Below are 23,975 nucleotides of genomic sequence, written 5' to 3'. Positions count from 1 at the left end.
CGAGGCCACCACGGCCGACGGCTTCTCGCCCTCCTTAACCCGGCGCAACGCCAACAAACGAAATTCTTCGAGCGTTGCATGGTCGAGTGTGCGGCCGTCTCGTTTCATGACTCAAGAGATTACCACCAGTCCAAGTTTTTGTCGCTTTAATTACGGACTGGTGAGTAGGTAGCGCACGAGAGCGGTTCAACTGGTGGGGTCGTGCGCCTTCTTCCATAAGGATCGGGTGTCCGCGAAATCGGGTCAACTTCAAGTCCACGAAGTGATGAAGCCGCTGGACCTCGATGCGCTGCCCGGGGAACTGGCTCAGCGCTGGAGCACGAGCCCAATGATCCGCGAATTGGTTCGCTTGTACGACAGGGTCCAGCGTGCCGAGAAGGTCTCGAGCCCGACGCAGTGGAGCCCACTAGAAGTGGTCGCCTACGAGCACGAGGACTGGACGTTGTTCTCGCGGTTGCGTGGCTACACGACTCGCGAGATTGCGGGCTTCAAGGCCTACCTCGCTCTCTGCGAAAGCATCAAGCGCTCAGAGCCCGATGGCGAAGACTTCCTCTTGCAGGCCTCGCTGGAGATCCAGCGCCTGGTGAGCACCGAGGCCTTCAGGCAGGTCGAAGCGCGTTTGCTTGCGATGTCGTACGCCCAGCCACTGGCGTCCAACACAACGCAAGAATCAGACTCCAGTGGACTTCTCCACGGATGAGTTGCGCTCTGGAGTCCTTGTGGCTTCTAGGTGAATCCGCGGACTGTTCTATGGCCTCAAGGCTTGGCCTGGGTCATCTCGCACGGAAGCAAGTTGGTCACGCCGTGGCGACATGGCCAGAGCCTTTCCAAGGCTGGGATGAAGCGATGCCGGCCAAGATCGGAAAGCCAGATCTCGAACGGGGCGGCTATCCTTGCGCGCCCAGACGCAGAGTACGTGGACTGACCTGGTGGCAGTGGATTGGGACGGGCGCCCCAAGTAGCACCGGCCAACCGCGGGAGCTGCAGCGCCACAATCGCAGCCTGATCAAAGAATTCCCGCGATGCTGCCAAAACAATACCTTCTACTTTCACTTGCCGAACACGGTTCGGCATTGCTGGAGCATCGCGATCACGGCGGCCCGGCAGCGCTCTACATCCGCTCTCTCAACATCGATGGACGGTGGGCTGTGCACGGGTCACTACATGCGCCGTTGCTCGTGTGGGACATGTCGCAGGCCTCCTCAGCGCAGGCCGCAGCGCAGACAGCCTCCAAGGCCCGCGGCCGAGCCGTTCAGGTGATGACCCGGGGCGACTCGAGTTGGGAAGAGGGGCGCCACATCAGAGTCTTCTCGACCTCGAATGGCGCCGCGCTCCTCGGGCATATAGCGCAAGGCGAGGCGAAGGCACGCCGGCTGCGACTCGAAACCGAAAAGCTCGAGGCCTATTGCACAGTGGTGCGCGCCGCCACGGCCGCCGAGGACCACGCTGCGTTCGCGGCGATCAGCCGCGCGGCGGCCACCGCCCTTCATGCCAAGTTCGGCGGCGGGTCGGTCAGCGCTTCATCGTCCTGGCTGGCGGGGAAGAAAGGACGCGCCGCGCTGGACAGCGTGCTCGCCGGAGAGGTCGAACTCAGGGGGCCGCTTTCAATCCAGCAAGTCGTCGTGACGGTTGAGCATGCGAAAGAGGCCGAGCGGCATCGCGCGTCTTCGTAGGGGTGATCTCGGTTTTCGTGCATTTTTGTGGCGCTTGGCGAAAGACGCCTGTCCGAGAAGCGCACCGTATTGAGTGCGACAAAACCGCCAACGTCTCTGTGCGCAGCTAGCTGCCCGCCAGCAGCGCGCTCAGGTGGCGCGCGTCGGCCGGCTTGAATAAGAGCGCATAGCCGGCGCGCTCGATCTCTGCTCGGTGCGCCACCGCCGTCTCGCCCGTCAGGATGGCCACACGCCGCACCTTGCCGACGGCATGCAATGCTTGGGCGGCCGCCAAGCCCGACAGGCCGCGGCCCAACCGAAGGTCACCTAGCAGCAGGTCGTAGTGGCCGGGCTGCTGCCAAGCCTCGTCGGGACTGGCCGCGAGCGCCACGTGATGGCCCCAGCCGCGCAGCAGGGTGGCCATGGCGCGGCGCACCGGCTCCTCGTCGTCCAGCACCAGCACGCGGCGCGGCGCCTCGACTGCGCCCACCGGTGCCGGCGCAAAACCGGTTGAAGCGGCAGGCGCGGCGTGCGCGGCCTGCAGTACCAGGCTGAAAGTGCTGCCCCGCCCTGTCTCGGAGCGCAAGGCGATGCGCGACCCCATCATGCGCGCCATGCTGGCCACCAGCGACAAGCCCAGTCCCAAGCCTCGGCTACGGTCGCGGCCGGGGTTGTCGACTTGGAAGAAGGCCTCGAAGACCTGCTCGCGATGCTGCGTGTCGATGCCGACGCCAGAGTCGCGCACCTCGATGCGCCAAGCGGGCCCCGCGGCGTTGCGGCTGCGCCGCGCGGCCACTAGCACGCGGCCGCTCGGCGTGTACTTGATGGCGTTGTCCACCAGGTTGCCCAGCAGGCGCGAGAGCACCCGCGCATCGGCCTGCACCACCGCCTCTGTGGGCACGAACCGCAATGCCAGCCCCTTGGCCCCGGCCGCGACCGTGAAGCGGCCGGCCAACGCCTGGAACAGGGGCGCCAACCGCACCGGCTCCGGCACCAGTTTTTGCGCGTCGCCGTCGAAGTGCGCGATGTCCAGCAGGGCGTCGACCGAGGTGCGCAGAGCGTCCACGCTGTCGCGCATGTAGCGCAGGGTTTCTGGCGTCGGCGGACGGTCGGGGCGCAGCGCGTCGATGAATATGGACAACGCGTGCATAGGCTGGCGCAAGTCGTGGTTGGCGGCGGCGAAGATGCGCGTGCGCTGCGCCGACAGCTGCGCGACCTGCTTCAGCTGGCGCGATAGCTCCTGGGTCAAAAGCGTATTCTCGAAGCCGTTCTCCAGCGACTGCACGATCAGCCTATGCTGCTTGAGCGTGTAGTGCAGCGTGCCCCAGAGCTGAAACAGCGCCAGGCTGCCCATCAGCAGCGTCAGCTTGTCGCCTTCCAGCATGAGCCGCGCCGACAAGCTCACATAGCCCGGCACGGCGAACAATACCGCCGCGCGCCACCACTGCGCCAGCGCGGCGGTCGAGACCGCCGTCACGGTGCTGATGAAAAAGTACATCAGCACGATGTAGGTAAGGTGCCCGCTGGGGAAGAAGAGCCACGGCGCCAGTGCCCAGGCGATGCCGGGAATCAGCATGCGCGACTCGAGCCGGCGGCGGATCGCAAAGGCCCGCTCCAGACCATAGCCCTCGGGCTGCTCGCCGTGGAGGTGGAAGTACATGCTCAATTGCATGCCATGCACCAGCACCGCCCAGACCAGCGTCCCTTTGTCGCCGGTCAGGAGAAGGAAGGTAATCCAGAAGATGGCGGCGGCCACGCCGGCGCTGTAAGGTTGGTCGCGCGTGTCGAGGATGTAGGCGCTCGCCAGCCGCTGGTCGACCAGCGGACTGGGATGAGGCGTATCGGTCCAGAGATGTCGCAGGCCCCGTCGCAGGACGGTCAGCGGACCGCGCTGGCGGGTATCGGCGGCTTGGAGCATAGGCGGTCCTATTGTTGCCGAATCTTGCCTCGGCGCCTGGGCCCTCAGACCGCCGCGTTGCGATCGAGGACGTCGGGTGAGGGCGGCTCGGCCATCGTAGGCAGCGACTGCAGGCCTCCCAGGAACGCCTTGACACGCTGGTGATCGGTAGACAGCACCTTCCTCACTTCCGACGCAAAGCTCTTGTGAGGCACATCCAGTATCTCGGTGAGCAGCCGATCGGCTTCGATACACCGAGCACGAACACGCTTGGCGCCATCGCGCAGCACGTCCCGCGCGAGCCGGACTTGCGCGCGCAGCGCCGTCCGAATGCTCGCGCGTCGTCCTTACCTTCTACGTGGACTCTCGAAACAGCTGCTGGCTGCGGCGCAGGCTCTGCTGCACGGCGATGTCGGTGAGTTCGAGGAGGTTCACGCGCAGGAAGCACACCAGTTCGATCATCTGGCGAAACATCTTGAATTCGCGATTCTTGGCCGGCCGGCGGGCCTGCACGGCCTGCGCCCGAAGAGGCCGAGGCAATCGTGAACAGCGCATGCTTGCTGGCTGCGGCCCAATTCATCGGAGGCCGCACCACCTGAGGCTAACCGGGGGTTTATCCGCTTCGGTGCCTGGCGATCGCGTCGCTGACCCCAAAGTTGGGGAGCATGCGGTGAAGCGCTGCTACCGCCGAAACCCGTCGAGCATCCGCTCGCCGCCCGTTATCTCCCCCACCCGTCCGACCTCTGCACGGATCTCAGCCTTGGTCCGCTCGGGTGTGGCAAAACTCTGGATCGAGATCCCGCTGGAGACGTGCTGAAGGACCGCGGCAATCCGATCTCCGGCGCGGGCCTGAGCATGCTGGTTCCCTTGTTCCGAGGCGGCGCCTCGCAGGCGCAGGTCGACGCGCGCACGGCTGAGCAGAACTTGGCCGCTGCCGCATGGGCGCAGACCGCGATGAAGGCCTTGAACGAAGTCGAGGCCGCGCTCGCGGAAGAGGCCACGCTGCGCCAGCGCGAGCCCATCATCGATGCGCAGATACGCGAGGCGCAACGCGTGCTCTAATTCCAGAACACGCGCTACCGCGTGGGCTCCACCGACCTCCGCTTGGTGACCCAGCAGCAGATGGCGGTGTACACGGTGCGCTCGACATTGCTGCGCGTGCAAGGCCGAACGCCGCCTGCACCGGGTCAACTTGCTGCCTGCACTGGGTGGAGGGTACGGACCGGGTGAAGCTTCATCGAGGAAATGGCCAGGCATGCCCACGGAAGCAAGAGAAGGGGATGCATGACGCTGAACATCGCCAGGGTGGCAAACGGTGGCGTCGCATACAGCGCCTTCACGTTGAGCCTTCGCTCGCGCTCGAGGGATTCGAACAAAAACCACTTCACGCGTTCGTACTGGACGCACCGTTCCCAAAGCAGGGATGGCGGTTGAAAGAAAAGTGCTTGCATGCGGTTACTCCTTTCAGTGGACAGGTATCTCGAATCGGCAAGTCGCCGCTTTCCGAAACCGGCCGATTCGGCTGAAGCCTTTAAGCTTCGCCTATCGATGCGGCTGGATTGGGAAAGCGCGGTGGATTTGGCGCGCCGGCCCTGACCCGACGCATCGCGGGCGCTTCCATTGAAAGCCTCTTCAAGGCGAAGGCGCTGGAAGCCGGCTCTTGGTTGTGAGGAACCACGAGTACGTCGGCGTGCGAGCACTCGAGAATCCGATTCGAGGTGCTGTCGAAGAAGAGGTCGCTCAGGCGTGATGACGGTTGCCTGCCAACGACGATGAGATCGGCGCCACTGTTCTGCTGTTGCACGACCGTCTGTCGGGCCGCGTCGCCGTGGCCGACCGCGGACGAGACACGATTGCGCCTCGCGTCATACGAGTCCGTTAGCCAGAACATCCTGTCCTGCGCGTAGCGACGGCACTCGATGTGGTAGGCCTTGATAGCGTCATCCGAGACCTCGGCGTACCGAAGCTTTCCCTCGTTGGCTGTGCTGACCGCGTGAAAGAGTTCGACTTGGGCCGTCTTGTTCAAGGCAAAGGCAAGTTCGACGAGCCCGCGAGACGCCTCCGTAAAATCGACCGCAACTATCACGCTGCGGTAGCCATGAACGGCCTCGCGCCGCACTACGAGAACGGACCGCCTGACGGTTCGAAGCAACTGCTCAACCGGCTGGCCCATGAAAAAGGACCGCAAGCTCCTCACCGAGGCTGCGCCCCAGACCACCAGGTCTGCACATCTCACCTCGGGGAGGAGTTCCTCGACGCTGTACGAGAGCCGACTTTTTGCACGCACTCGGATGCCGTGGCGCGCGCTCAGCCGCTGGGCGTAGCGCGCCAGCCGGGTGGCAGCATCCACCGGCGGAGCCTCGCCAGGGTACGCCATGTAGACAAGCTTGAGCCGTGCGCCGTGCTCTGCGCTGAGAAGGGCTGCGCGAGCAAGCGCATAGTTTCCCTGCGGCGAGAAATCGGTCACAGCAAGAATGGAGTGAGGGGTCAAGGCAAATCCTTTTCGATATGGCTAGTGCCAGCCTTCAAGGCATGACTTCGCGGCTTACGGAATGCGGGTGTTGATGCGGACGGCTCGTGCGAAAGCCATCGGTCGACCTAGGGTGGTCGAAGGGCTAACGGGAATAGTCGCCCGCAGCCTCAGGCTGGTACTGGATGGCGGCGATTTCGGAATCGCACTCCTCGCCGGTGGGCGTAAGCCATTTGGCGATGTCGCCGGCTCTCAGGCCGAGGATGCTGACACCAACTGGCGAGAGCACCGAGATGCAGCCGGCAGCGGGCACCGCATCTCCCGGATAGCAGATCGTGAGCACCTGGCGCCTACGGGTGCGCACGTCGACCACTTCGACGCGCGAGTACATCGTGACGACATCGATGTCGACTGCACGGGACTTCGTGACCTCCGCGCTTGCGAGCAAATCTGCGAGAGCGGGGGGACCGTGCAGGCTTAGAAGCTTCGTCAGACGTGCGAAATCAAGATCGGTGAGCGTGCGCTCGCCGTGAACAATTGCATGCATAGCTGCACTCCATCGAATGCGAACGCCGTGTGAAAACGACGTCCGCTAACGCGCGGCGTTTGTGCCCGGCGGTGGATGGTTGCGCTGAAGGGAGAGAGCGGACCGCCGGGCTTAGGAATGTGCTGGCATCAGCTGACGATGCGCCTGACTTGCAGCCGCAATTGCATAGGGCGCTGCAAGCAGCAGCGCAGCCCAGGCAACGTATGTGCAAATCAGGGTGATGGTCATGACGGAAGTGTAGGAAATCCAACTGATTCTGCAATCATCGGGGCCCAATGTCCTCACGACCTCTGCCAGATTGCTCGTTCCGACGAGTTCGCGTGCAAGCGCTGCGTAGCCGAATGAGAGCTGAGGTCCACGGAGGAGTTGCTGAGCGCACCTCCCGAATGCACGCACGGCATCTCTTACCTGAGTCCCTACCTGTGCCTGCATGACAAATATCGCGCGGAATTTTTTCGCGCAACTCGGTTGGCACGAACACGAGTTTCGATCAGCGTGGGACGAGCCGTTGCCGATGCAGAGGCTTGACGGTTACGGGCTCTGGATGGAGCGGAGAACGGCAGAGGAGGCAGCGTCGCCCCCGCTTTGACCCGGTCACATTTGCGCTGGATCAAGGCATGTCGATCATTTCTCGACGTCAATTGAGCCCGAGGACCTTGAGATGGCACGGCTCTGGTTGGGAAATGTCGAGAGCGGGGTCTCAGAGGAAGAGATCGGCACCTTTCTCATGAAGTTTGGCTTTCCCGCCTTCAGCGAGTTACAACACGTGGCCGACGACGGATCGCCACTCGCCGTCATCGTCGACTTCTCAAACGTTGATTCTGAGGCGCTGCGCAACCTCAAGGAGCGCATCCATGACTTGTACTGGGGAAAGGGGCGGATCGTTGCGCGAGTCCTCAAGGACGACTTGGCTTGACACCAGACTTCAATGCGAGGCCAAGCACAGGGTAATCATCCCATGAGCTCGATCTGTGTGTCGCAATGAGATGGCAATAGTTGCCGTGGGTTTTTCCGTCGCTGTACCTCGGATCCAAGAGATGGACGAGAACAACGACATTTCTATTCGGGGCTTCAGTCGCGAGGCAAGCTATCCGATTTATGTTAAACGCAGCCGGGTACGCCGCAACTGCCGCACGAGGGGGATAGGGCGCGATCTCATGATAGCGAATCGAACACGTTGGCACCCGCAGCGTGAGCGGTCGGTGGCAAGTCGCGAATGGAACTCGGCAGTCGGCCATGAGCGGCCCTCGAGGCCTCATTCATCGAACGTCAACTGACTGGCTCGAAGCGGTCATTAGCCGCTGCCAAAGCATTGGGCGGGTGCGCGTCCTTTGCGGTCCTGCCCCAGCGTATAGAGAAGAAAACGACGGTTTGCGGACGCAAGCATCAAACTGCTAGCTTTTCCGTCCGCACACGCTGCGTATCGGTGCTCCAAGAGTGATCACTCGATTGATATATCTGGCTGATGTGCCAGTCCGTCAGGGTTGCGACGTCGAACTTTTCTGCCAGCTGCCTGATCTCCGCCGGGCTCTTGCCGCTGGAATAGAGTGCGCCGATGAGAGCGCCTACGGAGGCGCCCGCCACGACCTCGATGCCGATTACCGGCTTCCTCAAGGGCCTGAAGTACGCTAACGTGAGCATAGCCGCGCAATCCGCCACCGCCCAGCGCGAGGCCACCACCGGTCGAGATGAAGGGGCCTCTGGCCCCGCGCTAAGTTTCTCTGCGCACCTCCTCTGGCGTACGCACCGAAGTCGCTTCGGTGGTCTTCGTCTCATGAAGTGAGCCGCATCCCACAATCAGCGCGGCCGACAAGGCGACGACCGAGCACGCGAATATATCGGGTAGTTTCATTTGCATTTCGGCGAGGCAATCAAACCTTCGAGCGGAGCATCAACTGCATGCCAGCAAGGAACTGCTCGTCCGTGCTGTTCCACCGCGCGTTGGCGAGGTGCTCGCTGTCGGGGCCGGCGGGGAAGCGCAGTCTTTCCGTCTCATCGGTCGCCGCGGCGAAGACCGCTGCCGCGACCTGGTGCGCGACGGTCGCGGCGTCCGGGCTTTCGAACTGCGCCAGGAGTTCCCCGGCGTAGGCTTGGTAGGGGGCAGAGACGAGGCCGCTCATGCGTTCCATGCCATTGGCGGAGAAGGCCGTTCCCGGACCGTAGCCGGGCTCGACGAGCCGGACGCGAATGCCTAGCGCGTCCAGTTCGAAGAATAGCGACTCGGTGAAACCTTCAATGGCCCACTTGCTGGCGGCGTACGGCGCGACCAACGGCATCCCGGCGAAACAGACGCTGGATGTCACGTTGATGATCGTCCCTTCGCCGCGCTCGCGCATGTGTGGAATGACGGCCTGCGTCATCGCCATCGTGCCGAACGTGTTCGTCTCGAAGACTTCTCGGATCGTCTTCGTGGGCGTGACCTCGAAAGCTGAGAACAGGCCGATGCCGGCGTTGTTCACCATCACGTCGATCTTGCCAAAGGCAGCGATGCCGTGCCGTATGGCATGGTCGATGCTGGCACCGTTGGTCACGTCGAGCTGGACCACGCGCAAGCGGTCGTGCCCGGACAGACCTGGATCGGGTTGCCGCATCGTGGCGATGACCTTCCAACCCCGTTCGAGGAAGTATTCCGCCGTCGCCTTGCCATAACCTGAAGAGCACCCCGTAATGAGCACGGTTTTCATGTTCGATCCTTCGAAGATAGATAGACAGTCGATAGAAGGGACTGATGCTAGGTGGCTTGACCAAGACGATCAACGTCGTTTAGTCTATCGATCATGCGAGATCGTCTACATTCGGACCCCTTGGCCGCGATCGTTGCCTTGCTTCGTCCGCAGACCGTCCTGTCGAAGTTCGTTAGCGGCTCGGGCAGTTGGGCGGTGCAGTACCCCAACTACGGCCAGCCCAGTTTTGCCCTCATGTTGGAAGGTGCCTGCTGGCTCAGCCTCGAATCCGCAGAACCTTTCCTGATGGAGTCGGGCGACTACGTGCTGTTGCCCGCAACGCCCGGCTTCCGGATGGGGAGCGACCTCGAAGCGCTGGGGCGGCCCACCATGCGCATCGCCGAGGCCGCCCCGGCCCGCGAGATCCGGCACGGCATTCAGAAGGACAAGGCGGCCGTGCGAATGTTGGGCGGGTACTTTGTGTTCGACCCGACGAATGCGCCGCTCCTCGTCGGCTTGCTGCCGACCGTGGTCCACATCAAGGCCGACGATCCCGGTGCGCAGCGGCTAACCTGGGTCGCGCGTGCCATCGGCGAAGAGAGTTCGACGCAACGGGCGGGCGGCGATGCCATCCTGAGCCGCCTCGTGGAGGTCATGCTGATCGAGGCCTTGCGCTGGCGTCCGGTGCACGAGGACGCCATCGCTCCGCTCGCCGGGCTTCTTGCGGGCCTGGCGGATGTCCGCATGGCGAAGGCGCTGCGCCTCGTTCACGAAAACATCGCGCGACGCTGGACCATCGAGGGCCTCGCGGAAGAAGTGGGCATGTCGCGCGCCGCGTTCGCCGCCCGTTTCATGCAAGTGCTGGGGGTGCCGCCGATGGAGTATGTCCTGCGTTGGCGCATGGCCCTGGCGAAGGACATGCTGTGGCACGACGGCCTTTCGCTTGGGGAAGTCGCGCATGGCATCGGCTACCAATCGGCAAGTGCCTTCAGCGCGGCGTTCAGCCGTTCGGTCGGCGTTTCGCCAAGCTCGTTCGCGCGCGCAGGGCGCATCGATGCCTCGCTAGCAACCCAGAATCAGACTGGAGCTTGAACCATGAACGAACGCATCAACGCCAGGCCGATCTCCACGATCAACCTGAGTCGAAAGCTGAAGCTCAGCCAGATGATGGTTTTCGCGCGGGTGCTCGAAACCGGATCGTTCATTCGCGCCGCCAATGAACTCGGATTGACGCAGCCCGCCATCTCGAAGGCCATCTTCGAGCTGGAGTCGTTCTTCGATGAAGAACTGTTCAACCGATCGAACCGCGGCGTCACGCCCACCGAGTTCGGAGTCATGCTCGGCCGTCGCGTGCGATCGTTGATCGCGGAGCTTCGATTCATGACCGACGAGGTTCAAGCCTTCCGGAAAGGCGACACGGGGCACCTCATTGTCGGAACACTGATCGCCGCTTCGGCCGTCCTGCTTCCGCGGGCGATTGCGCAATTGCAGGACGAAGCGCCCGGCGTGCTCGTCACGATCAAGGAGGGGACTGCCGCGCAGTTGTTTCCTAAGCTCATGACGGGCGAGATCGACATCGTCGTCGGCCGGCTGCCCGAGCGGGACTCGCAGCTCTTCACCTCGCTTCCGATCAGGCACGAGGCGCTCTATGGCGAGGAATTCAGCGTGGTCTGCGGTACCGACCATCCGCTCGCCGGGAGGGAAGATGTCGCAGTCGCCGAACTCGCGGATGCCCCCTGGATCTTCCCCTTGCCAGAGTCGCCCGCACGCATGGCGGCCGAGAAGATGTTCCACGACGCGGGCATCCCGGTGCCGACGCCAAGGGTCGAGTCGCTGTCGCTGCTCGCCAACCTCGGGCTGATGCTTCACAGCAACCTGCTCTCATTCATGCCGCGCGCCGCGGCGGTTCAGTTGATGAAGGTCGGCAGCCTGTCGATTCTTTCGATGCCCGCCATGCACAACGCGGGGCGCGTCGGGTTCTCGATCCGGGCGGACAAGGATCTTGCGCCGTCCTGCAAGCGATTCCTCGTGTGCCTCAAGCGGGCCGCCGTCGACCTGAACCAGGTTTCGGAGTGACCTGCAGACTTCGCGCGACCTACTCCCTCGGTGCTCCGACCGAAGGCAGGAAGGTCGGCACGCGCAGCTGCACGCGATCCGTGGTTCGCACGTAGTTCGGGCCGCCCAGCCGCCCATACGGGGCGAACCGGTCGACATGAACGCGCATGCGGTCCTCGTCCAGCAACTTCTCCTTGAAGGCTATTGAAACGATCTCCCCGAAGACCAGTGTCGGGTGCTCCGAGAACTCGATGGTCCTGAAAAGCTCGCATTCCCAGGAGATCGGCGCCTCCGCGATCCTCGGCACCCGCACGATCTTGCTCGGCGCAAGCTCCAGGCCCACGGCCCGCGGCTCTGACACGCGTGACGGGTAGTCGATGGCACAGCGGGCCATGCGCTCCGCGATCGGCTCGGCCACCATGTTCATGACAAACTCCCTGCGGTCGAGGTTGTTGACCAGCGTGTCCTTCCGCTCGCGCGGCCGATGGGCTTCCTCTCAGCAGCTGTCGATCGCGATGACGAACAGGGGCGGCTCCTCCCCCATGAAGCTGAACGCGCTGAAGGGTTCCGCATTGCAGAGACCGTCCGCACCGAGCGAGGTCACCAAGGCGATTGGACGCGGTCCGATGCTGCCGGTGGGCAGCAGGCTCATCGTTGGCGCGAAAGTGGGTCGCATCAGAGGCGCTTCGATGGGAATAGGGAAGGTCTGAACAGATTACCAATTGGTGTCCGATGAAGGCCAATGGTGTGCACGGTGATGAGTCGCACCGGCAGGTGCCCGATTCGATGATGTCCGCCCCGAATCCCGTGCCCTCAGGCTGTTTGCGGACGCACCAGTCCCATCATCGCCATCAGTTGCCTGCTGTCGACCGACTTGTGCGCGAAGCTGTGTGCGCCTTCCGCGAGTACGTTGATGGCAAAGATGACGGGCTTTGGTGCGACTTCCAACAGCGCTGTGAAAGCCAGGTCTGTCGCCGAAGGGCGAGGCGTTCGTGGATCGAGTGATGGCTGCGCGCGAGAAGGTTCTCGAGCGCCTGTTCGACTGAATACCCGCGGCCGAACTACAGACGTGCATCCGTGTGCTGGAGCGCCTGGCTGTCCTCGCGGGCGATGAGCAGCCGATGGCCCGAGTCTTCACCGACCAGCATGCACGGTGTACTCGGCGACGCGCGAGACGACGAGCGCGTCCATGCTGGCTCAGGAGGCCCGCTCAGGGTCCGCTGACGACAGCAAGGCCGCGTTGCTGCCCTGGCCCCGCGATGGCGTGCGGCGTCCTGACCGGCGCGCAACCATTCCCGTTGGCTATAGCTGAAAGCCATTGTTTCATTAGCCACGGCTAACTCCGCTGTTTACAGTCCGTCGCATTCCGCATTCCACATCCGCAACCTTGGAGTCCAGTAATGACCACGCCGTACGTCCTGCCGCCCACGCTGAAGTCGCTGCGCAACTACGTCGACGGCGAATTTGTTTCCACCGACAAGCGCTTCGACAATGTCAGCCCGCTGAACGGCGAGGTGCTGGCGCAGGTGCACGAAGCCGATGCTGCGCTCGTTGACCGCGCGGTGCAGGCGGCGCGCAGAGCTCTGAAGGGTCCTTGGGGACAGACCACTCCGGAAGAGCGGGCGAAGATGCTGCACCGCGTGGCCGATGTCATCGAGCGACGCTTCGACGAGTTCGTCGCCGCGGAAGTGGCCGACACTGGCCGCACCGTGCAGCAGGCGCAGAAACTCGACGTTCACCGCGCGATCATGAACCTGCGCACCTTCGCCGACCTCGGAAAGAACGCGCAGACCGACTTCTTCGAGACGCGCACTGCCGACGGCGACAACCTGATCAACTACACCGTGCGCAAGCCGCTCGGCGTGGTCGCGAGCATCTCGCCGTGGAACTTGCCGATCCTGTCGATGACCTGGAAGAGCGGCCCGGCGCTGATCTGCGGCAACACGATCGTCGTCAAACCGTCGGAGGAGACGCCGTCGTCGGCGACCTTGCTGGCTGAGGCGTTCCACGAGGCCGGTGTTCCCCCCGGCGTGTTCAACCTGGTGCACGGCTTCGGCGCCAATTCGGCCGGCGCCTTCCTGACCGCGCATCCTGACATCGACGCGGTCACGTTCACCGGCGAGTCGCGCACCGGTTCGACGATCATGAAGACCGTCGCCGACGGGGTGAAGGAGGTCTCGTTCGAGCTCGGCGGCAAGAACGCCGCGATCGTGTTCGCCGACTGCGACTTCGACGCGGCCGTCGAAGGCGTGGTCCGCTCGTCGTTCGCCAACTCCGGCCAAGTCTGCCTGTGCTCCGAGCGCGTCTATGTCGAGCGGCCGATCTTCGAGCGCTTCGTCCAGGCGATGAAGGCGCGCACAGAGAAGCTGAAGATCGGCTACCCCGACGAGCCCGGCGTGGACATGGGCCCACTGATCTCGCGCAAGCACCGCGACAAGGTGCTGTCGTACTACAAGCTCGCGCTCGAGGAAGGGGCGACGCTCGTCACCGGCGGCGGCATGCCGAAGTTCGGCGACCAGCGCGACGAAGGCGTATTCATTCAGCCGACGATCTGGACCGGCTTGGCCGACAACGCCCGCTGCATGCGCGAGGAGGTGTTCGGCCCGGTCTGCCACATCGCGCCGTTCGACAGCGAGGAGGAGGTCCTGAAACGCGCCAATGATTCGGTCTATGGCCTCGCGGGGACGCTGTGGACCACGAACCTGTCGCGCGCGCACCGCGTCGCGCGCCAGTTCCATACCGGCATCGTCTGGGTCAACACTTGGTACCTGCGCGACCTGCGCACTCCGTTCGGCGGCGTCAAGCTCTCGGGCCTCGGACGAGAAGGCGGACGCTGGTCGCTCGACTTCTACTCCGAGACGACCAACATCTGCGTGAAACTTTGAGAGCGTCATGCGCGAGCTGCTGACCTCCGCGCGCATCCCCGCGCCCAAGTTCCGGTACACACCCTGCGTGCGCAGCGGGCCGTTCGGCTTCGTCTCGGGCATGGTTGCGCTCGACCCGGCCACCGGCGCCATGGTCGAAGGCGGCGTCGGTGTTCAGACAGATCGCATCTTCGACAACCTGGAGCTGGCCTTGCAGGACTACGGCTTCACGCTCGAGCAGCTATGCATGGCCCACATCTACACCACTCGCTTCGAGCAGTTCGGCGAGTTCAACGAAGTATGGGAACGGAAGTTCGCGCACATCGCGCCGCCAGCGCGCACGTCGGTCGGCGTGACCACGCTGCCGCTGGGCGCGTTGGTCGAGATCGAGTTTGTCTTCGTGAGCGACCGGCAATGATCCTTAGGAGAGCAATGGTGAATCAACGAATCAAGACCGTGGCCGACCAGTTGTGGCAGGCGACATCCAGTGGCCAGCCGATCGCGCCGGTGCGTGACGCGATCGAAGCCGCCGCCCTCGACGGCGACGTGCTGACGGCGGCGTATGAGGTGCAGCAGCAAGTCAGCCAGCACCGGCTCGATGCCGGGGGCCGCTTGGTCGGACGCAAGATCGGCCTCACGTCGAAGGCGGTGCAGAAACAGCTTGGCGTCGATTCGCCGGACTTCGGCGCGCTGTTCGCCGACATGGCGGTTTCGGACGGAGAAGAGATCGCCTGGTCGCGGTTGATGCAGCCGAAGGTCGAAGCTGAGATCGCGCTGGTGCTCGGCCGCGATCTTCCGCACGAGAAGCATACCGTGGCCGATCTGATCATGGCTACGGCCTACGCGCTGCCGGCGATCGAGGTCGTCGGCAGCCGCATTGCCAACTGGGATATCCGCCTCGCCGACACGGTCGCCGACAACGCATCGTCGGGGCTGTTCGTGCTCGGCACGCGGCCAGTATCGCTCGACAAGCTGGATCTCGCCGACTGCGGCATGGTGATGGAGCGTCGCGGCGAACAGGTGTCGGTGGGCGGCGGCGGCGCATGCCTCGGCAACCCGCTCACGGCCGCGATCTGGCTTGCCGACGTGCTGGTGCGTATGGGCACGCCGCTGCGTGCCGGCGATGTCGTGTTGACCGGCGCGCTGGGGCCGATGGTCGTTGTGGAGCCCGGCGACGTGTTCAGCGCGCAGATCGAAGGGCTCGGATCGGTGAGCGCGTTGTTCACGCACAAGTGAAGGGACAAGCAACATGAGCGTCATTCAGGAAGCAGCGGCACTGCTCGACGGCGCCGCGGCCGAGCGGCAAGAGGTGGATCAGTTCCCTCCGGGGCATTTCACCTTGGAGCAGGCCTACGAAATCCAGCGCGCGTCGATCCAGCGGCGCATCGAGCGCGGTGAGCGCCACAAAGGCATCAAGCTCGGTTTCACGAGCCGCGCCAAGATGATTCAGATGGGCGTCGACAGCCTGATTTGGGGGCTGCTGACCGACAGCATGATCGAGGAGGACGGCGGCATCGTGAGCTTGAGCCGCTACATCCACCCGCGCGTCGAGCCCGAGGTCTGCTTCGTCACCCGCCGCGTCATTGATGCGCCGCTCACGTCCCTGGAGGCGGTGGACTACCTCGAGGCGGTGGCGCCGGCGCTGGAGATCATCGATTCGCGCTACCGCAACTTCAAGTTCAGCCTCGAAGGCGTGGTCGCCGACAACTGTTCGTCGGCGGGCGTCGTGATCGGCCCGTGGTCACGTCGCTTCGACTGTCTGGCCAACGCCGGTGTGCGGGTGCAGTTCGACGGGCGCGACGTGCTCGTCGGCTCCACCGCGGCAATCCTCGGCCATCCGCTGCGCTCGGTGGTGCAGGCATCGCGCCTGTTGCACGGAGCGCAGATGAGCCTGCCCGCGGGCTCGCTGATCATGGCTGGCGGCGCCACCGCGGCCGAGGCCTTGCGGCCTGGTCTGCACGTGCAGTGCCGCGTCGGCAGCGGCAGCGGCGCGCTCGGCCAGGTGACATTCACGACGACAGGTGCGGCCCGGTAGGCCCGCAGCATCGACAGGAAACCACTATGAGCACAGACAACGTGAAGCAAGCCACGGTCGTCGCCGGCAAGGCGACGCCGCGAGGCAAGTTCCCCCACATCAAGCGCGCTGGCGACTTCCTTTTCGTCTCGGGCACCAGCTCGCGCCGGCCCGACAACACGTTCGTCGGCGTCGAGGTCGACCCGATGGGCGTGACCAAGCTCGACATCCGCGCGCAGACGCGAGCAGTGATCGAGAACATGCGCGACATACTGGGCAGCGCCGGCGCCAACCTGTCCGACCTGGTCGAGACGCAGGCTTTTCTCGTCAATATGAACGACTTCGGTGGCTACAACGAGGTCTGGGCCGAGTATTTCGACTACGAAGGCCCAACGCGCACGACGGTCGCCGTGCACCAACTGCCGCACCCGCACCTGCTGATCGAGATCAAGGGCGTGGCCTACAAACCGCTATAGGGAGAACCGAGATGATGGATCTCAAGCACGGTCTACCGCTGAATTTCAAGCGCTGGCTCGACGACAACGCGCATCTGCTGAAGCCGCCGGTTGGCAACCAGCAGATCTGGAAAGACGGCGATTTCATGGTCACGGTGGTCGGCGGCCCGAACGAGCGCAGCGATTTCCACGACGATCCGGTCGAGGAATTCTTCTACCAGTTCAAGGGCAACGCCTACCTGCTGATGTGGGCCGATGGAAAGTACGAGCGAGTCGACCTGCGCGAAGGCGACGTCTTCCTCATGCCACCGCATGTGCACCATTCGCCGCAGCGGCCCGAGGAAGGCAGCCTGTGCCTGGTGGTCGAGCGGCAGCGGCCTAAGGGCGAGAAGGACGCCCTGCAGTGGTGCTGCGCCGCGTGCGGGGGAGTCGTCAAGCGGTACGAGATGCAACTCGAAAGCATCGTCGCCGACCTGCCGCCGGTGTACGAGCGCTTCTATGCCACCACGGCCGAAGAGCGGCGCTGCCCGCAGTGCGGCGAGATCCATCCGGGCCGCGACTTCAAGTCCTGGCACAAGACACTCAACAGCGCGCGAGGTTGAACATGATCGACATGCATTCGCATTTCTTCCCGGTGATCACGCGCGAAGAGGCGCACGCGGTCGAGCGCGAGCGCGCGCCGTGGCTGGCCGTAGAACGCGGCGCGTCGCAGGGCCAGATCATGCTCGGCGACAAGCCGTTCCGTCCGGTGTACCAGGCGCTGTGGGATCCGGACTTTCGCGTCACCGAACTGGATGCGCAGGGCATCGACACCCAGGTCGTCTGCGCCACGCCGGTGATGTTCGGCTACGGCTGGGAAGCGAAGAAGGCGGCCGATTGGGCGGCGCGGATGAACGACAAGGCGGTTGCATTCTGCGCCGCGCACCCCGAGCGACTGAAGCCACTCGCGCAAGTGCCGCTGCAGGACTGGAAGCTCTCGTGCGCGGAAGCGTCACGCGCGCAACGGGCGGGTTGCGTCGGCGTGCAGATTGGCAACCACGTCGGCGACTGCGACCTCGACGACGAGCATCTCGTCAACTTCCTGACACATTGCGCCGAGCAGTCGATCCCCGTGCTCGTGCACCCGTGGGACATGATGGGCGGCGGCAACCGTATGAAGAAGTGGATGCTGCCGTGGCTCGTCGCGATGGCCGCCGAGACGCAGCTCGGCATGCTGTCGCTGATCCTGTCCGGCGCGATGGAGCGCATCCCAGAGTCGCTCAAGATCTGCTTCGCGCACGGCGGCGGCAGCTTCGCGTTCCTGCTCGGCCGCGCCGACAACGCATGGAAGCACCGTGACATCGTGCGCAAGGACTGCCCGCGTCCGCCGTCGGAGTACGCGCGGCGCTTCTACACCGACAGCATTGTGTTCGACCCAGGCGCATTGCGGCTGCTCGTCGACGTGATGAGCCCCGAGCACGTCATGCTCGGCTCGGACTATCCGTTCCCGCTCGGCGAGCAGAGCATCGGTTCATTGGTCCGGGGCGTCGAGTTTCTGAGCGCGGATCAGAAGCAGCGGATCTTGCACGGCAACGCCGCGGCCTTCTTCAACCTGCCATAGCTGGCCCCACGACGCGGCGCGCCAACGCCGACGCCGACCCATCGAATCGTCCTGCATCACCGGTTCGGCGCTGCCGATCGGCGGCGGCGCTCGGCTGCATTTCAACAATATCGACCCTCGAAGGAGACAAGAATCATGCGACAGATAGACATTCACAAGATCGTCGACGAAGCGCGCTTCAACCGCTTCCATGGCCTGGTGCTGTTCTGGTGCTCGTTGATCATCGTGTGCGACGGCTACGACTTGGCCGTGGCCGGCATCGCGCTGCCGGCGATCATGAAGCAGATGGGCGTCGATCCGACCCAGGCCGGCTTCATGGTCAGCTCGGCGCTGTTCGGCATGATGTTCGGCGCGATCTTCCTTGGCACCATCGCCGACAGGATCGGCCGCCGCTGGGCGATCACGATCTGCCTCGTGCTGTTCAGCGTGTTCACCGCGGCCGCCGGCATGACAGACAACCCGGTGACGTTCAGCATCTTGCGCTTCCTTGCCGGCCTCGGCATCGGCGGCGTGATGCCGTGCGTCGTCGCGCAGATGACCGAGTACTCACCGAAGAAGATCCGCGCGACGATGGTCACGCTGATGTTCAGCGGCTACGCGGTCGGTGGCATGCTCGCCGCGGTTCTCGGCAAGGGGCTGATCGAGCGCTACGGCTGGCAGTCGGTGTTCCTCGCCGCTGCAGGGCCGATGCTGCTGATCCCGTTCATGATGAAGTCGCTGCCCGAGTCGATGCCGTTCCTGCTCAAGAGGGGGCGGCATGACGAGTTGAAGTCGATCATCGCGCGGCTGGAACCGTCCTTCCGGCCAACGGCAAGCGACCGTTTCGCGCTGCCTGCCGAGGACAAGGCCGACAACGCGCCGGTGCGCCACCTGTTTCAAGAAGGCCGCAGCTTCAGCACATTGATGTTCTGGGTCGGGTTCTTCATGTGCATGTTCATTGTCTATGCGCTCAGCTCGTGGCTGACCAAGCTGATGGCCAGCGCCGGCTACAGCCTCGGCTCGGCGCTGACTTTCGTGCTGACGTTGAACTTCGGCGCGGTGATCGGCTCGATCGGCGGTGGCTGGCTGGCGGACAGGTTCCACATCAAGAGGGTGCTGATCTCGATGTACCTGCTGGCCGCGATTTCGATCACGCTGCTCGGCGTCAAGATGCCGACCGAGGCGCTGTTCCTGGTCGTCGGCCTGGTCGGCGCGTCGACCATCGGCACGCAGATCGTCGCCTACGCCTACGCCGGGCAGTTCTACCCGATGGCGATCCGCTCCACGGGCATCGGCATCGCGTCGGGGGTCGGCCGCGCTGGCGCGATCCTGGCACCGATCGTCATCGGCACACTGGTCGGCATGGCCTTGCCGCTGCAGCAAAACTTCATCGTGATCGCGATCCCGGCGCTGATCGCCGCGGTGGCCGTGGCGCTGATCAACCACAGCTGTTCGGCGTCTGAACATCACGAGGACGTGAGCGCCGAGCTCCCGGAGCAACCGCTGCGCGCGAGCGTCATGGGAAGGTGACGCATATGCGGCGACAAGGCGCGCAGATCTATCTTATTGAAGGTCGCACCGAGAAACAGAAACGCGCCCCAATCGAGAAGGTGGCGCAGGCACTGGTCGAGGTGGTTGGCGCGCCGCAGGAGATCGTGCGCGTCTGGATCCACCACGTCCGGAAAAAGAACTGGGGAAGCGCCGGACGCACCGCCAAATCACTCGAACGCTAGACCCGAATACAGGACCTCTCATGGCATTGAAGCAAGACACGATCAACCCCTTTACCCAGGAGCACGGTGTCGTCCACATGGGCGGCGTCGACGCGCTGGTCCGCCTGTCGCTCGACCAGGTGCGAGCCGACGAACGCCGCGGTCTGAAGAGCGGGATGTTCATTTCCGGCTACCGCGGCTCGCCGGTGGGCATGCTCGACGCGGCCTTCCTCAAGAACCAGAAGGCGCTGCTGGCCAAGAACATCCATTTCGTCGACGGCCTGAATGAAGACCTGGCGGCCACCGCGGTGTGGGGCACGCAGATGCTGCACTCCGTCGGCAAGCAGAAGTTCGACGGCGTGACGGGCATGTGGTACGGCAAGGCGCCGGGCGTCGACCGCAGCGGCGACGCGCTCAAGCACGCAAACTACACCGGCATCGACAAGAACGGCGGCGTGCTGGCCATCGTGGGCGACGACCCGAGCTGCAAAAGCTCCTCGCTGTGCAGCCAGTCCGAGCCGATGCTGATGCACGTTGGCATGCCCTCGCTGTACCCGTCCAACGTGCAGGAGATCCTGGACTTCGGGCTGCACGGCTACATGATGTCCCGGCTGTCGGGGCTGTGGATCGGCCTGAAGATCGTCACCAATATCGCTGATGGCACCAGTTCGGCCGAGGTCTCTCCGGAGCGTCTGAACTTCGTCACGCCCGACCTGACGTTCGACGGCAAGCCGTTCACGCCGCGCATGAACCTGGGCATGAACGTACGCGCCGAGGCGATCGAGATGGAGCAGTCGCTGTACACGCGCCGGCTCGAAGTCGCCAAGCGCTACGCGGCGGCCAACAAGCTCGACAACGTCACCTTCGGGAACCCTGACGCGTGGCTCGGAATCATCACCGCGGGCAAGAGCTACAACGACCTGCGGCAGGCCTTCTTCGAGCTCGGCCTGGACGACGCCGCGCTGCGCCGCTACGGCATCCGCATCCTCAAGATGGGCATGTTGTTCCCGATGGAGCCGCAGGTGGTGCGTGACTTCGCGCGCGGCCTCGAGGAGATCTTTGTGGTCGAAGAGAAGCGTCCCTTCCTCGAGATGTTCGCGAAGAACGTGCTCTACGGCATGACCAACGCGCCGCGCATCGTCGGCAAGTTCGACGAGGAGGAGAAGGAACTGCTGCCGCACTACGGCGAGTTCGAGGCCGACGTGATCGGCCGCGCGCTGGTGCGGCGGCTGTCGCGCAAGACGCGCGTCGAGTCGGCCGAGGCCTGGCTGGCGCGCGTCGACGAGATCCATGCCCGCAGCAAGCTGCCGACCTCGGGCCGCACGGCCTGGTTCTGCTCGGGTTGCCCGCACAGCACGAGCACGCAGCCGATCGATGGCAGCGTCGTCTCGGCCGGCATCGGCTGCCACACCATGGCGATGTGGATGGACCGCAATGTCGTGATGGGCACGCACATGGGCGCCGAGGGATCGCAGTGGATCGGCATGGCGCCGTTCACGGACCAGAAGCACATCTTCCAGAACATGGGCGACGGCACCTACGCCCACTCGGGCAGCCTCGCCATCCGCTACTGCGCCGCTACCGACACCAACATCACGTTCAAGTTGCTGCGCAACGCGCACACGTCGATGACCGGTGGCCAGGAGATCCAGGGCGAGGGGGAACTCGCGCAGATGGTCGCCGACCTGCTCGCTAACGGCGTCAAGAAGGTCATCGTCACCAGCGACCGGCCCGAGCGCATCAGCGGCCTGGCCGGCGGCACCGAGGTCTGGCACCGCGACCGCGTCGAAGAGGCGCAGCGCGTGCTGGAGGCGGTGGCTGGCACCACGGTGCTGATCCACGACCAGGAGTGCGCGGCCGAGCTGCGCCGCGCCCGCAGCCGCGGCAAGGCCGAGGAGCCGGTCGAGGTCACGGTCATCAACGAGCGCGTCTGCGAAGGCTGCGGTGACTGCGGCGTGAAGAGCAACTGCATGAGCGTCGAGCCGGTGCAGACCGAGTTCGGCCGCAAGACGCGCATCCACCAGTCCTCGTGCAACAAGGATTTCTCCTGCGTCAAGGGCTTCTGCCCGTCGTTCCTGACGATCACGCCGAAGGCCGACCCGGCACCCGCCGACGGCAAGGAAAAGAAAAAGAAGGGCCGCATTCCGGTGCTCGAGCGCGCGCTGCCCGATCCGGTGAACAAGATCGACGACCGGGTCGGCTTCAACATCCACGTGATGGGCATCGGCGGCACCGGTTCGGTGACCGTGGTGGCCACGCTGGCGAACGCCGCACGGCTCGAAGGCAAGCACGTCCTCGGGCTCGACCAGACCGGTCTGGCGCAAAAGGGCGGCGCGGTGATCTCGGACATCAAGGTATCGCACGAGCCCTTCAGCGGCTCGAACAAGGTGTCCGACGGCCGCACCGACCTGTACCTCGGCTTCGACATCCTCAACGCGACCGACCCGAAGAACCTCGACAAGTGCCTGCCCGAGCGCACCATCGCCGTGGTCTCGACCACCCGGACGCCGACCGGCCAGATGGTGAGCAACCGCAAGGTGCTGTTCCCGATCGTGGAGGACCTGACCGCCGGCATCGACCGCGTCACGCGCACGGCCGACAACGTCTTCCTCGACGGGCAGGGCCTGGCCGAGGGGCTGTTCGGCGACGCGATGGCGACCAACAACTTCATGGTCGGCATCGCCTTCCAGGCCGGCACGATTCCGCTCAAGGCCGAGTCGATCGAGACGGCGATCAAGAACTCCGGCGTCGGCGTCGAGCAGAGCCTGGCGGCCTTCAAGTGGGGCCGCATGGCGGTGGTCGACCGCGCCTTCGTGCTGGCCGAGATCGCGAAGCACGCGCCCAAGGTCGCGAAGCCGCAGCTGTCGGCCACCGCGCGCGCCATCGTCGATGCGGTCGGTGCGCAGGGCGAGACCCAGCGCCTGCTCGCGGTGCGCGTGCCCGACCTGATCGACTACCAGGACGAGGCCTACGCGAGGCGCTATGCCGAGGTGGTCAAGCGGGTCGCGGCAGCCGAGCGCAAGGCGGTGCCGGGCAAGACCGGCCTGAGCGAGGCCGCGGCGCGCTACCTCTACAAGCTGATGGCCTACAAGGACGAGTACGAGGTCGCACGGCTGCACACCGACCCGGCCTTCCTGGCCCAGCTCGACGCGATGTTCCCGAACGGCTACGACGTCAAGTACAACCTCGCGCCGCCGACGATCTCCAAGAAGGATCCCGTTGCCGGGCACCTGATCAAGCAGCAGTTCGGGCCCTGGATGCGCAGCGCGTTTGCCTTCATGAAGAAGTTCAAGGGCGTGCGCGGCGGCGCGCTCGACTTCTTCGGCAAGACCGAGGAACGCCAGCAGGAGCGCCAGATGATCGAGGACTACGTCAAGGAGCTCGACGGCATCTGCGCGCAGCTCAACGCGGCCAACCATGCCGCCGCGGTGGCGTTGGCCAGCGTGCCCGACGAGATTCGCGGCTATGGCCACGTGAAGGAGAAGAGCGTCGCCGAGGCCCAGGCGCTGCGCGAGAAGCGGCTCCAGGCGTTCCGCAAGCCGGCGCCGACGCCCCGGACGGCGCCGGTGCAGCGCCCGGTATCCGGGCAGGTGACAGCCTGATCAAACTTTCCATCGGTGACGCAATGAACGAACTGAACGGCTACGACATCGAGGACCTCGAAGTCGGCATGAGCGCGAGCTTCGCCAAGACCATCACCGAGGCGGACATCGTGCTGTTCGCCGGCGCGTCGGGCGACAACAACGCGGTGCACATCAACGAGGAGTTCGCGCGGACCACGCAGTTCAAAGGCCGCATCGCGCACGGCATGCTGACCGCGAGCGTGATCTCGGCCGCGATCGCCGGCCGCCTGCCCGGGGCGGGCACGGTCTACCTCGGCCAGAACCTGCGCTTCAAGGCGCCGGTGCGTCCGGGCGACACGGTGCACGCCAAGGTCACCGTCAAGGAGCTGATTCCCGGGAAGCGACGCGTGACGCTCAGCACCGTGTGCACGGTCGGTGATCAAGTGGTGATCGACGGCGACGCGCTGGTCATGCCGACCTCCCGCTCCGGCCGCCCCGCCTGAC

The 23,975-nt window shown here is 64.5% G+C and carries 26 protein-coding genes and 1 pseudogene; 17 read left to right on the top strand and 10 right to left on the bottom strand.

Translation table 11 applies throughout. The features are described from left to right. The first annotated feature begins 265 nt into the window (after positions 1-265). Together WKW79_RS31825 and WKW79_RS31820 are read left to right on the top strand one after the other, a co-directional pair. Positions 266-700, top strand: a complete 435-nt coding sequence (locus WKW79_RS31825; protein WP_340339233.1) for a hypothetical protein — start codon at positions 266-268, stop codon at positions 698-700. A 322-nt stretch (positions 701-1,022) separates the two neighbouring features. Further along, on the top strand, positions 1,023-1,673 hold the full coding sequence (locus WKW79_RS31820; RefSeq protein WP_340339232.1) for a hypothetical protein: 651 nt from the start codon (positions 1,023-1,025) through the stop codon (positions 1,671-1,673). 106 nt (positions 1,674-1,779) lie between these two features. On the opposite strand, the gene WKW79_RS31815 is transcribed toward WKW79_RS31820, so the two are convergent. Next, positions 1,780-3,570 carry a hybrid sensor histidine kinase/response regulator gene (locus tag WKW79_RS31815; RefSeq protein WP_340339231.1) on the bottom strand — a complete coding sequence of 597 codons (1,791 nt, stop codon included), beginning with the start codon at positions 3,568-3,570 and terminating at the stop codon, positions 1,780-1,782. 333 nt (positions 3,571-3,903) lie between these two features. Next, positions 3,904-4,104 (bottom strand): hypothetical protein, encoded by a 201-nt coding sequence (locus WKW79_RS31810; protein ID WP_340339230.1) that lies wholly within the window; start codon positions 4,102-4,104, stop codon positions 3,904-3,906. Positions 4,105-4,359: 255 nt separating this feature from the next. Here WKW79_RS31810 and WKW79_RS31805 point away from each other — a divergent pair, with 255 nt between their 5' ends. Next, positions 4,360-4,611, top strand: a complete 252-nt coding sequence (locus WKW79_RS31805) for a TolC family protein (RefSeq protein ID WP_340339229.1) — start codon at positions 4,360-4,362, stop codon at positions 4,609-4,611. A 125-nt stretch (positions 4,612-4,736) separates the two neighbouring features. On the opposite strand, the gene WKW79_RS31800 is transcribed toward WKW79_RS31805, so the two are convergent. The 3 genes from WKW79_RS31800 to WKW79_RS31790 form a co-directional block, all read right to left on the bottom strand. Beyond that, positions 4,737-5,000: a hypothetical protein gene (locus WKW79_RS31800; protein WP_340339228.1), complete on the bottom strand. Its 264-nt coding sequence runs from the start codon at positions 4,998-5,000 to the stop codon at positions 4,737-4,739. A gap of 80 nt (positions 5,001-5,080) precedes the next feature. After that, on the bottom strand, positions 5,081-6,040 hold the full coding sequence (locus WKW79_RS31795; RefSeq protein WP_340339227.1) for a universal stress protein: 960 nt from the start codon (positions 6,038-6,040) through the stop codon (positions 5,081-5,083). A 124-nt stretch (positions 6,041-6,164) separates the two neighbouring features. After that, complete coding sequence (locus tag WKW79_RS31790; protein WP_340339226.1) at positions 6,165-6,566, bottom strand: GreA/GreB family elongation factor; 402 nt, start codon at positions 6,564-6,566, stop codon at positions 6,165-6,167. A 661-nt stretch (positions 6,567-7,227) separates the two neighbouring features. Between WKW79_RS31790 and WKW79_RS31785 the strand changes: the two genes are divergently transcribed. Next, complete coding sequence (locus tag WKW79_RS31785) at positions 7,228-7,482, top strand: RNA-binding protein (protein ID WP_340339225.1); 255 nt, start codon at positions 7,228-7,230, stop codon at positions 7,480-7,482. Between the two features lie 470 nt (positions 7,483-7,952). Here WKW79_RS31785 and WKW79_RS31780 read toward each other — a convergent pair whose 3' ends face one another. After that, positions 7,953-8,207, bottom strand: a complete 255-nt coding sequence (locus tag WKW79_RS31780) for a patatin-like phospholipase family protein (RefSeq protein WP_340339224.1) — start codon at positions 8,205-8,207, stop codon at positions 7,953-7,955. A gap of 230 nt (positions 8,208-8,437) precedes the next feature. Then, a complete protein-coding gene (locus WKW79_RS31775) occupies positions 8,438-9,250 on the bottom strand; it encodes an SDR family oxidoreductase (protein ID WP_340339223.1) in 813 nt (270 codons plus the stop codon). 120 nt (positions 9,251-9,370) lie between these two features. On the opposite strand from WKW79_RS31775, the gene WKW79_RS31770 reads away from it, so the two are divergent. Both WKW79_RS31770 and WKW79_RS31765 read left to right on the top strand, forming a co-directional pair. After that, positions 9,371-10,321 carry an AraC family transcriptional regulator gene (locus WKW79_RS31770; RefSeq protein ID WP_340339222.1) on the top strand — a complete coding sequence of 317 codons (951 nt, stop codon included), beginning with the start codon at positions 9,371-9,373 and terminating at the stop codon, positions 10,319-10,321. Between the two features lie 3 nt (positions 10,322-10,324). Further along, entirely contained in the window at positions 10,325-11,305 is a 981-nt protein-coding gene (locus WKW79_RS31765; protein ID WP_340339221.1) for a LysR substrate-binding domain-containing protein, read from the top strand. Positions 11,306-11,324: 19 nt separating this feature from the next. Here WKW79_RS31765 and WKW79_RS31760 read toward each other — a convergent pair. The 3 genes and pseudogenes from WKW79_RS31760 to WKW79_RS31750 all read right to left on the bottom strand — a co-directional run. After that, positions 11,325-11,747: pseudogene (locus WKW79_RS31760) on the bottom strand (flavin reductase family protein); the annotation flags it as partial. A gap of 33 nt (positions 11,748-11,780) precedes the next feature. Next, positions 11,781-11,960: a hypothetical protein gene (locus WKW79_RS31755; protein ID WP_340339220.1), complete on the bottom strand. Its 180-nt coding sequence runs from the start codon at positions 11,958-11,960 to the stop codon at positions 11,781-11,783. Positions 11,961-12,097: 137 nt separating this feature from the next. Beyond that, positions 12,098-12,232: a hypothetical protein gene (locus tag WKW79_RS31750; protein ID WP_340339219.1), complete on the bottom strand. Its 135-nt coding sequence runs from the start codon at positions 12,230-12,232 to the stop codon at positions 12,098-12,100. A 452-nt stretch (positions 12,233-12,684) separates the two neighbouring features. Between WKW79_RS31750 and WKW79_RS31745 the strand changes: the two genes are divergently transcribed. The 11 genes from WKW79_RS31745 to WKW79_RS31695 all read left to right on the top strand — a co-directional run bounded on the left by WKW79_RS31745 (position 12,685) and on the right by WKW79_RS31695 (position 23,974). After that, positions 12,685-14,169 (top strand): 2-hydroxymuconic semialdehyde dehydrogenase, encoded by a 1,485-nt coding sequence (locus tag WKW79_RS31745; RefSeq protein ID WP_340339218.1) that lies wholly within the window; start codon positions 12,685-12,687, stop codon positions 14,167-14,169. 7 nt (positions 14,170-14,176) lie between these two features. Then, the gene (locus tag WKW79_RS31740) at positions 14,177-14,566 is read left to right on the top strand and encodes a RidA family protein (protein WP_340339217.1); all 390 of its coding nucleotides are present in this window, start codon (positions 14,177-14,179) and stop codon (positions 14,564-14,566) included. A 14-nt stretch (positions 14,567-14,580) separates the two neighbouring features. Beyond that, positions 14,581-15,384: a 2-keto-4-pentenoate hydratase gene (locus WKW79_RS31735; RefSeq protein ID WP_340339216.1), complete on the top strand. Its 804-nt coding sequence runs from the start codon at positions 14,581-14,583 to the stop codon at positions 15,382-15,384. 13 nt (positions 15,385-15,397) lie between these two features. Next, positions 15,398-16,183, top strand: a complete 786-nt coding sequence (locus WKW79_RS31730; protein WP_340339215.1) for a 2-keto-4-pentenoate hydratase — start codon at positions 15,398-15,400, stop codon at positions 16,181-16,183. A gap of 26 nt (positions 16,184-16,209) precedes the next feature. Next, positions 16,210-16,638 (top strand): RidA family protein, encoded by a 429-nt coding sequence (locus WKW79_RS31725; protein WP_340339214.1) that lies wholly within the window; start codon positions 16,210-16,212, stop codon positions 16,636-16,638. Positions 16,639-16,649: 11 nt separating this feature from the next. Then, a complete protein-coding gene (locus tag WKW79_RS31720) occupies positions 16,650-17,219 on the top strand; it encodes a 3-hydroxyanthranilate 3,4-dioxygenase (RefSeq protein WP_340339213.1) in 570 nt (189 codons plus the stop codon). 2 nt (positions 17,220-17,221) lie between these two features. Then, positions 17,222-18,217, top strand: a complete 996-nt coding sequence (locus WKW79_RS31715) for an amidohydrolase family protein (protein ID WP_340339212.1) — start codon at positions 17,222-17,224, stop codon at positions 18,215-18,217. Between the two features lie 135 nt (positions 18,218-18,352). Next, complete coding sequence (locus WKW79_RS31710; protein ID WP_340339211.1) at positions 18,353-19,726, top strand: MFS transporter; 1,374 nt, start codon at positions 18,353-18,355, stop codon at positions 19,724-19,726. Positions 19,727-19,731: 5 nt separating this feature from the next. Further along, positions 19,732-19,929, top strand: coding sequence for a tautomerase family protein (locus WKW79_RS31705; RefSeq protein WP_340339210.1), 198 nt, complete (start codon positions 19,732-19,734; stop codon positions 19,927-19,929). Positions 19,930-19,949: 20 nt separating this feature from the next. Continuing rightward, positions 19,950-23,510 carry an indolepyruvate ferredoxin oxidoreductase family protein gene (locus WKW79_RS31700; RefSeq protein WP_340339209.1) on the top strand — a complete coding sequence of 1,187 codons (3,561 nt, stop codon included), beginning with the start codon at positions 19,950-19,952 and terminating at the stop codon, positions 23,508-23,510. Between the two features lie 23 nt (positions 23,511-23,533). Beyond that, positions 23,534-23,974, top strand: coding sequence for a MaoC family dehydratase (locus WKW79_RS31695; protein ID WP_340339208.1), 441 nt, complete (start codon positions 23,534-23,536; stop codon positions 23,972-23,974). Position 23,975: the final 1 nt, after the last annotated feature.

The organism is Variovorax robiniae, assembly GCF_037889955.1.
Taxonomy (GTDB): Bacteria; Pseudomonadota; Gammaproteobacteria; order Burkholderiales; family Burkholderiaceae_C; genus Variovorax; species Variovorax robiniae.
The sequence above is the reverse complement of the archived record's forward strand: the minus strand, read 5'-3'. Positions and strand labels throughout refer to the sequence as shown.